General features: G+C 75.9%; 10 protein-coding genes and 1 pseudogene. All 11 read right to left on the bottom strand.

Translation table 11 applies throughout. The features are described 5' to 3' along the window. Window positions 1–440 (bottom strand): HAD family hydrolase (locus AC0CYZ_RS09175; protein WP_472214484.1); only part of this gene is annotated, 440 nt, incomplete at its 3' end. Window positions 441–499: 59 nt separating this feature from the next. Next, window positions 500–1,540 carry a quinone-dependent dihydroorotate dehydrogenase gene (locus tag AC0CYZ_RS09170; protein ID WP_472214482.1) on the bottom strand — a complete coding sequence of 347 codons (1,041 nt, stop codon included), beginning with the start codon at window positions 1,538–1,540 and terminating at the stop codon, window positions 500–502. Beyond that, window positions 1,537–2,043: a PH domain-containing protein gene (locus tag AC0CYZ_RS09165; protein WP_472214480.1), complete on the bottom strand. Its 507-nt coding sequence runs from the start codon at window positions 2,041–2,043 to the stop codon at window positions 1,537–1,539. Before AC0CYZ_RS09165 ends, AC0CYZ_RS09170 begins: the two co-directional genes overlap by 4 nt. Continuing rightward, on the bottom strand, window positions 2,040–2,546 hold the full coding sequence (ribH, locus tag AC0CYZ_RS09160) for a 6,7-dimethyl-8-ribityllumazine synthase (protein WP_472214478.1): 507 nt from the start codon (window positions 2,544–2,546) through the stop codon (window positions 2,040–2,042). Before ribH ends, AC0CYZ_RS09165 begins: the two co-directional genes overlap by 4 nt. Further along, window positions 2,543–3,817 carry a bifunctional 3,4-dihydroxy-2-butanone-4-phosphate synthase/GTP cyclohydrolase II gene (locus AC0CYZ_RS09155; RefSeq protein WP_472214476.1) on the bottom strand — a complete coding sequence of 425 codons (1,275 nt, stop codon included), beginning with the start codon at window positions 3,815–3,817 and terminating at the stop codon, window positions 2,543–2,545. The genes ribH and AC0CYZ_RS09155 overlap by 4 nt, the downstream gene beginning before the upstream one ends. Further along, window positions 3,814–4,455, bottom strand: a complete 642-nt coding sequence (locus AC0CYZ_RS09150; RefSeq protein WP_472214474.1) for a riboflavin synthase — start codon at window positions 4,453–4,455, stop codon at window positions 3,814–3,816. The genes AC0CYZ_RS09155 and AC0CYZ_RS09150 overlap by 4 nt, the downstream gene beginning before the upstream one ends. Before the next feature lie 135 nt (window positions 4,456–4,590). Next, on the bottom strand, window positions 4,591–5,280 hold the full coding sequence (gene rpe, locus AC0CYZ_RS09145) for a ribulose-phosphate 3-epimerase (RefSeq protein ID WP_472214472.1): 690 nt from the start codon (window positions 5,278–5,280) through the stop codon (window positions 4,591–4,593). A gap of 91 nt (window positions 5,281–5,371) precedes the next feature. After that, the gene (locus tag AC0CYZ_RS09140) at window positions 5,372–6,844 is read right to left on the bottom strand and encodes an RsmB/NOP family class I SAM-dependent RNA methyltransferase (RefSeq protein WP_472214470.1); all 1,473 of its coding nucleotides are present in this window, start codon (window positions 6,842–6,844) and stop codon (window positions 5,372–5,374) included. An 81-nt stretch (window positions 6,845–6,925) separates the two neighbouring features. Beyond that, window positions 6,926–7,852, bottom strand: coding sequence for a methionyl-tRNA formyltransferase (gene fmt / locus AC0CYZ_RS09135; RefSeq protein WP_472214468.1), 927 nt, complete (start codon window positions 7,850–7,852; stop codon window positions 6,926–6,928). Then, a complete protein-coding gene (gene def / locus AC0CYZ_RS09130) occupies window positions 7,852–8,430 on the bottom strand; it encodes a peptide deformylase (RefSeq protein WP_472214466.1) in 579 nt (192 codons plus the stop codon). Before def ends, fmt begins: the two co-directional genes overlap by 1 nt. 29 nt (window positions 8,431–8,459) lie before the next feature. After that, a pseudogene (locus AC0CYZ_RS09125) lies at window positions 8,460–9,264 on the bottom strand (primosome assembly protein PriA); the annotation flags it as partial.

Here is a 9,264-nt window from a genome sequence, read left to right as displayed (position 1 = left end):
GAGGAGAAGACGTCGACGAGCAGGTCCCGCACCCCGCCGTTCTCCAGCGCCGCCGACGCCGTCGCCGCCGAGCCGTGCGTGAAGCCGTAGGCGGGGACGCCGGCGTCGCGCAGCAGGGTCATCGCGGCCCGGACGTCGTCGTGGAGGGGCAGCTCGCGGAAGCCGTCGAGGACCGAGGCGACCTGGTCGTCGGTCAGGTCACGTCCACTGGTGCGCCGCAGCATGTCGGTGGCGACGGTCCGGAACGGCGGGGCCTCCCCGGCGAGCGTCATCGCCATCCCCTGCTGGAGCAGCCGGGCGAAGAACAGCTCCAGGTCCGTGCCCGGCCGGCCGAGCGCTGTGAAGCGGGGGCGCAGGCCCTCGAGCTGCAGGCAGGTCTCGAAGAGGTCGAACAGCACGACCCGGGGACGGCGGGCCGGAGCGATCTGGGGCGCGGTCACGAGGGGTCATGGTGCCGCGTGAGGGCGGGTCCGGCACCCGGCACGACCCCGCGCGGCGATCACAGGGGCCCCGGAGCCCGGGCGAGCTCCGCGTTCACCCGCCCCGGCCACGCCGGCCCGCCGTAGACGAACCCGGTGTAGGACTGCACGAGCGTCGCGCCGGCCTCCAGCCGCCGCCGGGCCTCGGCGGCGTCGGCGATCCCGCCCACCGAGACCAGGCAGAGCCGTCCGCCCACGCGCGCCCCGAGCCGGGCGAGGATCGCCCGCGCCGGCGCCACCAGCGGCTCCCCCGACAGACCGCCCGCCCCGGCCGCGTCCACGACGTCCGCCGCGGTGCGCAGACCCGCGCGGGACACCGTCGTGTTGGTCGCGACGATCCCGTCGAGGCCGGAGGCGACGGCGAGGTCGGCGATCGCGTCCACCCCGTCGTCGTCGAGGTCCGCGGTGATCTTGACGAGCAGCGGCGTGGGGCCGATGTCCTCGCGCACCGCGGCGAGCAGCGGCTCCAGGGCGTCGACGCCCTGAAGGTCGCGCAGGCCGGGCGTGTTCGGGGAGGAGACGTTGACGACGACGTAGTCGGCATGGGGCCCGAGGCGGCGGGCCGAGTGGCGGTAGTCGGCGAGCGTCTCGGCCGGGCCCGTCGCGGCCTTCGACTTGCCGATGTTGACGCCGAGCACGGTGCCGAGCGGCCCGCCGGCCCGCAGGGCCGCCAACCGCGCCGCGACCGCGTCCGCCCCGGCGTTGTTGAAGCCCATGCGGTTGACCAGCGCCCGGTCGTCGGGCAGGCGGAAGAGCCGCGGGCGGAGGTTGCCCGGCTGCGCACGGGCGGTGACGGTGCCGATCTCGACGGCGCCGAACCCGAGCCGGGCCAGCCCCCGGACGCCCTCGGCGTCCTTGTCGTACCCGGCCGCCACCCCGAGCGGCGAGGCGAACCGGAGTCCCATGGCCGACACGGCCAGAGCGGGGTCGGGCGTGCGGTGCGGCAGGACGGGCGTCGCCGCCGCCAGGGCGCGCAGCCCGATGCGGTGGGTGCGCTCGGCGGGCACCCGCACCGCCACGTGGCGGAAGAGGGCGCCGTAGAGCCCCGATCCCGGGCTCACGCGAGCGGCGTCCCGTACCGCGCGTGCAGGGCCCGCAGCGCCGTGATCCCGCGCGCCGCGTGCTCCTTGTCCACGGCCTGGATCGCCGCGACCACGAGGTACTCGTCGTCGGGGAGGTCGAGCCGGGCGAACTGGGCGCCGTCGGGGAAGCTGACGGCGACGACGTCGTCCCACGCGACGCGGCGCGTGAGGATCGTCGCGCGCACCTCGACCCCACCCCGCCCGGCGCGCAGCCGGGGCCGGGTGAACAGCAGCGCCCCGCCGGCCAGGAGCAGCCCGAGGACGACCATGGCGACCTGGTCGGCCGGGCGGAAGTTGAACCCGGCGGACTTGACGTAGACGAGCAGCGCCCCCGCGGCGAAGAACGCGAACAGCAGCACGGCGAGCACCCACGCGACCCAGCGGATGCGCTTCGGGCGGAGCTCCAGCTCGACCGGCCCGAGGTCGAGGTCCTCCGGGGGGACGACGACGGGTCGCAGCGACTCGGATCCGGGGTAGGTCATCGCGCGAACCCCACCGGGGTCCGTCGGGCGCCCTCCCGCAGCACGTCCAGGGTGAGCGCGGCGTCGAGGGCGGCGACGACGGCCTCGAAGCCCTTGTCCTCGGTCGACTCCGGCGTCCCGGCCCGTTCCCAGGCCTGCTCGGTGTTCTCGACGGTGAGCACGCCGTTGCCGACCGGGGTGCGCTCGTCGAGCCCGACGCGCAGCAGCCCGGCGGTGACCGCGTCGCAGACGTAGTCGAAGTGGGGCGTGGCGCCGCGGATGACCACGCCGAGCCCGACGACCGCGTCGTGCCCGGCGGTCAGCCCCTGGCAGACCACGGGCAGCTCCATCGCGCCCGCCACGCGCACGACGGTCGGCTCGGCGACCCCGGCACGCTCGGCGGCGAGCAGCGCCCGCTCGAGCAGGGTGTCGACGATCTCGGCGTTCCACCGCGTCGCGGCGATGCCGAGGCGCAGGCCGGTCGCGTCGGGGACCTCGATCTCGGGCCGTCCCTGCGTGCTCATGCGCCTGACCTCGTCCCCTCGCTGTTGACCAGCCCGTCCTCGTAGGCGTCGAGGCCTTCGAGGTCGTGGCCCATGCGGTCGCGCTTGGTCCGCAGGTAGCGCAGGTTCTCCGGGGTGGCCCGGGCCGGCAGCGGGACCCGGCCGAGGATCTCCAGGCCGTACCCCTCGAGCCCGGCGCGCTTCTCCGGGTTGTTGGTGAGCAGGCGCATCGAGCGGATGCCGAGGTCGGCGAGGATCTGCGCGCCGGTGCCGTAGTCGCGGGCGTCGGCGGGCATGCCGAGCGCGAGGTTGGCGTCGACGGTGTCCGCCCCGGCGTCCTGGAGCTGGTAGGCCTGCAGCTTGTGGATCAGGCCGATCCCCCGGCCCTCGTGGCCGCGCACGTAGAGGACCACTCCGCGTCCCTCGTGGGCGACGGCCTCCATGGCGGCGTCGAGCTGGGGGCCGCAGTCGCAGCGTCGGGAGCGCAGCACGTCGCCGGTGAGGCACTCGGAGTGCACCCGGACCAGGACGTCCTGGCCGTCGCCGAGGTCGCCGTACACCAGGGCGATGTGCTCGATGCCGTCGAGCAGCGAGTCGTAGCCGTAGGCGGTGAACACGCCGTGGTCGGTGGGGATCTTCGCGTGGGCGACCTGCGCGACCTGCTTCTCGGAGCGGCGCCGGTACGCGATGAGGTCCTTGATCGTGATGATCGCGAGGTCGTGCTCCTCGGCGAACACCGCGAGTTCCTCGTAACGCGCCATCTCGCCGTCGTCCTTCTGCGAGACGATCTCGCAGATCGCGCCGGCCGGCTCCAGGCCCGCGAGGCGCGCGAGGTCGACGGCGGCCTCGGTGTGCCCGGGGCGGCGCAAGACACCGCCCTCCCGGGCGCGCAGCGGCACGACGTGGCCGGGCCGGGAGAGGTCCATCGCCGTCGACGACGGGTCGGCGAGGACGCTGATCGTCCGGGCCCGGTCGGTGCCCGAGATCCCGGTGCCGATGCCCTCGCGGGCGTCCACCGAGACGGTGTAGGCGGTGCCGTGCCGGTCCTGGTTGATCGAGTGCGCCGGCGGCAGGTCGAGGCGGTCGCACGTCTCGGCGGTCAGCGGCACGCAGATGTAGCCGGACGTGTAGCGGATCATGAACGAGACCAGCTCCGGCGTCGCCTTCTCGGCGGCGAAGATCAGGTCGCCCTCGTTCTCGCGGTCCTCGTCGTCGACCACGACGACCGCCTTGCCCGCGGCGATGTCGGCGATCGCGCGCTCGATGTGCTCGAAGCCGTCCACGTGCATCATCCCTCCGCCCCGGCCGTCGCGGTGGTGCCCGCGCCCGCGCCGAGGAGACGCTCGACGTACTTCGCCAGCACGTCCACCTCGAGGTTCACCGTCGCCCCGACCTCCCGCGATCCCAGGGTGGTCTCCGCGAGGGTCGTGGGGATCAGCCCGACCGAGAACCCGTCGTCGTCGACCTCGGTGACGGTGAGGCTCACCCCGTCCACCGCGATCGACCCCTTCTCCACGATGTAGCGGGCCAGCCCGACGCCGCCGTCGACGGCGCGCGGTGTCGTGAACCGCACCGCCGTCCAGTGCTCCGAGGGGTCCAGGCCGGCGACCGTGGCCGTGCCGTCGACGTGGCCCTGCACGATGTGCCCGCCCAGACGGGCGTTCGCGGCGAGGGCCCGCTCGAGGTTCACCGTCGTGCCGGGGGCCGCGCCGGCGAGGCTGGAGCGGCGCAGCGTCTCCCCCATCACGTCGACCGCGAACCCGTCGGCATCGGGGTCCACCACCGTCAGGCACACGCCGTTCACGGCGATGGAATCACCCGGCCGGGCGTCGGATGTGACGAGCGGGCCCCGGATGCGCAGGCGCGCGGAGTCCTCCTGCGGCGTGACGTCGACGATCTCGCCGACCTCTTCCACGATCCCGGTGAACACGGCGCTCCTGCCTCGATCCGTTTTCCTGCACAACGACGGGCGCTGCCTGCATCATCCTCGGCCTCCCCCAGGTGTGCCGCCGACCGGGGTGGCGCGTGCGGTGAGACGGACCACTGCGCCGTCCGGGGGCCGGAGTCAGTCGCGGACGGTGCTCCTGCGGTGCGGTGACGCGTGGGCCGCCTGCGCCCGCAGTGCCTCGACGGCCCGGCCCGGATCGTCGGCGCCGTAGACCGCGCTGCCCGCGACGAAGCAGTCCACCCCGGCCTCGGCGGCCGCCTCGACGGTGTCGGTCCCGATCCCGCCGTCGATCTCCACCAGGACGGTCAGGTGGCCGGTGTCGACGAGCCGACGGGCCGTGCGCACCTTGTCGAGCACCTCGGGCATGAAGCTCTGGCCGCCGAAGCCGGGCTCGACGCTCATGACGAGCAGCGTGTCGTAGTCACGCAGGACCTCGAGCCAGTCCTCGAGCGGGGTGTTCGGCTTGACCGAGAGGCCGGCCTTCGCCCCGGCCGCGTGGAGGTCCGCGGCGATCTTGCGGGGGTCGTGCGCGGCCTCGGCGTGGACGGTGACGTTGTGGGCGCCGGCCTCCGCGTACGGCGGGGCCCAGCGGTCCGGGTCCTCGATCATCAGGTGGCAGTCGAGGGGGATGTCGGTGGCCTTCAGCAGGCTCTCGACGACGGGCAGACCCAGGGTCAGGTTGGGTACGAAGTGCGCGTCCATGACGTCGACGTGCAGCCAGTCCGAACCCTCGACGGCAGCAGCCTCGTCGGCCAGCCGCGCGAAGTCCGCGGACAGGATGCTGGGCGCGATGAGTGGGGCGGGCACGGGACCATCTTGGCCTACCGACTCGTGCGGGCGTTCCCGTGTCCTGGCGCGACGGTCCGCTCGGCACGCCGACGGGCCACGCACGGGCGCGCTAGTGCGAACGGCGCAGGGTCGCGCAGTACATGGCGTCGGTGCCGTGCCGGTGCGGCCAGAGCTGGACGCCGGGACCGTCGGGGACCGCCGCGTCGGGGACGCCGGGGACGAGCGCCGCCGTGTCGAGGACCTCCGCGCCGGTCTCGGCCACCACGGCGCGCACCACCTCGACGGTCTCGGCCGGGTGCGGCGAGCAGGTCGCGTAGGTGACGACGCCGCCCGGGCGCACCCGCTCGAGCGCGTGGCGCAGCAGGCTGCGCTGCAGCTCGGCGAGCTCGGCGACGTCCTCGGCCCGCCGCCGCCACCGCGCCTCGGGCCGGCGGCGCAGCGCCCCCAGCCCGGTGCAGGGCGCGTCGACGAGCACCCGGTCGTACGCGGCCTCCGGCAGCACGACCTCGCGGGCGTCCCCCACGTGCACCCGCACCGGGAGCCCCGCGGTGATCTTCTCGACGAGGGCCGCGCGGTGCGGCGCCCGGTCGACCGCGTCCAGCGTCGCGCCCTCGATCGCGGCGAGCGCGCCCAGCATCACGGCCTTCCCGCCGGGGCCCGCGCAGAGGTCGAGCCACAGCTCGTCGCGGCCTTCCAGGTCGGCCCGGGCGGCGGCGAGCGCGACGAGCTGGCTGCCCTCGTCCTGCACGACGGCGAGGCCCTCGCGGACCGGCTCGAGGTCGCCGGGGTCGCCGCCCTCGGTGAGGTGCACCCCGTAGGGCGAGTACGGCGCCTCGTCGCCCCCGGTGATCGCGGCGAGCTCCTCGGCGGTGATCTCGCCGGGGCGGGCGGCGAGGTGGACCGCGGGGCGGGCGTCGTCGGCGGCCAGGGCCGGGCCGAGCTCGGCGTCGGCGGTCGGCCCGAGCGCGTCGCGGAAGACCTCGGCGATCCAGCGCGGGTGGGCGTGGACGAGGGCGAGGTGCCCGACCGGGTCCTCGGCGGCGTCGGGGGCGAGCTGGGAGAGCCAGGCCGCCTCGTCCCGCTCCCCGACGCGGCGCAGGACCGCGTTGACGAAGCCGGTGGGCTTCGACCCGGCGCGCGACCGGACGAGTTCGACGGTGGCCCCGACGGCGGCGTGGGCGGGGATGCGGGTCCGCAGGAGCTGCTGGGCGCCGAGGCGCAGGGCGTCGAGGACGACGCCGTCGAGCCGGTCGAGCGGGCGGTCGACGCACGCGCCGAGGACGGCGTCGAGCAGGCCCTGCGCCCGGCACGCCCCGTAGGCGAGGTCGGTGGCCAGGGCGGCGTCGCGGCCGGAGATCCGGCGCTCGCGCAGCAGCCGCGGCAGCGTCAGGTTCGCGTACGCGCCGTCCTCGCGGACGGCGCGCAGCGTGTCGAGCGCCGCCTCCCGGGCCGGGTCGCCCTGCGGCGGGCGGCTGGGGCCGGAGCGGCCGCGGGGCGGCCCGGAGCGGTGGGGCTTCTCGGCCTTGCGGCGCGGCCCCCGCCCGGAGCGGTGCCCGCCGGGCGGGACGGAGCTGTCGGTCATGCGTTCCCCGTCGCTTCGCTCGCCGCGGTCATGCGTTCCCCGTCGCTTCGCTCGCCGCGGTCGATCCTCGGCTCGCCCCGGTCACGTGAACCGCTCCCCCGGTGCCGGCTGGGCCCCGCGCGTCCAGTCGACGGCGGGCATGGCCGGCTTGCCGGCGGGCTGGACCGTACCGAGCGCGACGGGTGCCGCCGCCGTCCCGACCAGCACCCGGCGCTTCTCGACGCGCAGTTCGCCGGGCGCGAGGTCGTCGAAGCCGGTCGTCGTCACCGGGCCGATCTTCACGCGCTGGCCGCGGAACTCCGTCCAGGCCCCCGGGGCCGGCGTGACCGAGCGGACCGCCCGGTCGATCGCGAAGGGCGGGTCGGTCCACCGGACCCGGGCGTCCTCGACGGTGACCTTCGGGGCCAGCGACGCGCCCTCGGCCGGCTGGGGCACCGCGTCGAGCGACCCGTCGGCGATCCCGTCGAGGGTGGCGACGAGCAGGCCCGCCCCCGAGGCGCTGAGGCGCTCGAGCAGCGACCCGGCCGTGTCGTCGTCGGCGATCTTCTCGGTGACGGTGCCGAAGACCGGGCCGGTGTCCATCCCCTCGTCGAGCCGGAACGTGGTCGCGCCGGTGATCTCGTCACCGGTCCGGATCGCGGCCTGGACGGGGGCGGCGCCGCGCCACGCGGGCAGCAGCGAGAAGTGCAGGTTCACCCAGCCGTGCTCCGGGATCGCCAGCGCCGCGGGCCGCAGCAGGTTCCCGTACGCGACGACGGGGCAGCAGTCCGGTCCGATCGCGCGGAGCCGGTCGAGGAACTCGGGGTCGGACGCGCGCGCCGGGGTCAGCACCTCGATCCCGGCCTCGTCGGCGAGCGCGCCGACCGGGGAGCGCTGCAGCGTGCGACGGCGGCCGGCGGGGGCGTCGGGGCGGGTCACGACGGCGACGACCTCGTGCGCGTCCGAGGCCAGCAGCCGCCGCAGGGACACGACGGCGGGCTCCGGGGTGCCGGCGAAGACCAGCCGCATTACCGGCGGACCCCGCCGAACAACGGGTTGACCGGGCCGTGCGTGGGCTCGTGGGGGCTGACCTTCACCCGCGGCGGCGCGGTCGGGTCGAACCACTCGGCCTGGCGGATGGCCGCCATCGCCTCCTTGCGGGTCGCGGGGTCGAGCTTGTCGAGGAAGAGCACGCCGTCGAGGTGGTCGGTCTCGTGCTGGATCGCGCGGGCGAGCATCGCGGTGCCCTCGACCTCCTGCGGCTCACCGTGCAGGTCCCACCCGCGGGCGACGACGTGGTCGTAGCGGCGGCAGTCCCACCGGAACCCCGGGATCGACAGGCACCCCTCGGGCCCGACCTGCTCGGTCTCGTCGAGGACGGTCCACTCCGGGTTGACCATGTGCCCCTCGACGCCCTCGGCCCGGAAGACGAACACCCGCAGCCCGACCCCGATCTGCGGCGCGGCGAGCCCGGCGCCACCCTGCTCGAGCATCGTCTCGTGCAGGTCGGCGACGAGGGTGCGCAGTTCCTTGTCGAACGTCGTCACCTCGGTGGCGCGCTCACGCAGGACGGGATCTCCGAAGTAGCGGACGGGCTGGACGGTCACGGGCGTCGAGTCTACGGATCGCGCTGCGGCTACAGCGGGTCCTGGGGATCGAGCAGGACGCGCACCGGATCGGTGTCCTTGCGGGCGGAGCGGGTGGCGACGGCGGCGGCGAGCTCGGTCGCGAGCGCGCGCCCGGACCGGCGGGGCACCCGGACCAGGCAGCGCTCCGCGCGCTCGGTGCGCTCGTCGGCGCCCGGCAACCGGGTGTTCGCCGGCAGCTCGACCGGCCCGAGGATCTCGGCGTCCGGTTCGCCCTCGCCGGTCTCGGGCAGGTGCAGCACGTCGAGGAGCCCGCGCAGCGCCTCCGGGTCTCCGTCGAGCGCGGCCATGCGCACCGCCGGCGGCAGCCCCAGCTCCGCGCGGGCGTCGAGCTCGGCCCCGGCGTGGCCGGCGGGGTCCCAGCGCACGAGCGCCTGCACCGCGGCGACGCTCGACTCCGCGACGACCACCACGCGCCCGCCGTCGGGGCCCGGGCGCACCAGCGAGGCCGCCGCGAACCACCGTCGCACCGTCTCCTCCGCCGCGCGCAGCTCCGGGCGCGCCAGCAGGGCCGCGCCGTCGAGGAGCAGGGCCGCGCCGTACCCGCCGTCGGCGACCGGCTCCGCGCCGGGGGTGGCGACGACGAGGGCCGGGCCGGCCGGGACCGTGTCCAGGACCGGGGCGCCGCCGCCCGAGGAGCGGACCACCGTCTGTGGGAACGCCCGCCCGAGCTCCTCCGAGGTCCGCCCGCTGCCGACGACGGTGGCGCGCAGCGTCGGCGACGCGCACGCCGGGCAGCGGTAGTTCGTGTCGGGCCGGCCGCACCAGCGGCACGTCGGGGGGCTCGGGGTGTCC

The sequence above is a fragment of the Actinomycetospora sp. genome, assembly GCF_055612215.1.
This window is presented reverse-complemented; position numbering and strand designations above follow the sequence as displayed.

Bases quoted from the DNA above. Each gene is read 5' to 3' on its own strand.
- AC0CYZ_RS09165 (WP_472214480.1), bottom strand. From the start codon at position 2,043: ATGACCTACCCCGGATCCGAGTCGCTGCGACCCGTCGTCGTCCCCCCG.
- ribH (WP_472214478.1), bottom strand. From the start codon at position 2,546: ATGAGCACGCAGGGACGGCCCGAGATCGAGGTCCCCGACGCGACCGGC.
- AC0CYZ_RS09155 (WP_472214476.1), bottom strand. From the start codon at position 3,817: ATGATGCACGTGGACGGCTTCGAGCACATCGAGCGCGCGATCGCCGAC.
- AC0CYZ_RS09140 (WP_472214470.1), bottom strand. From the start codon at position 6,844: ATGACCGACAGCTCCGTCCCGCCCGGCGGGCACCGCTCCGGGCGGGGG.
- fmt (WP_472214468.1), bottom strand. From the start codon at position 7,852: ATGCGGCTGGTCTTCGCCGGCACCCCGGAGCCCGCCGTCGTGTCCCTG.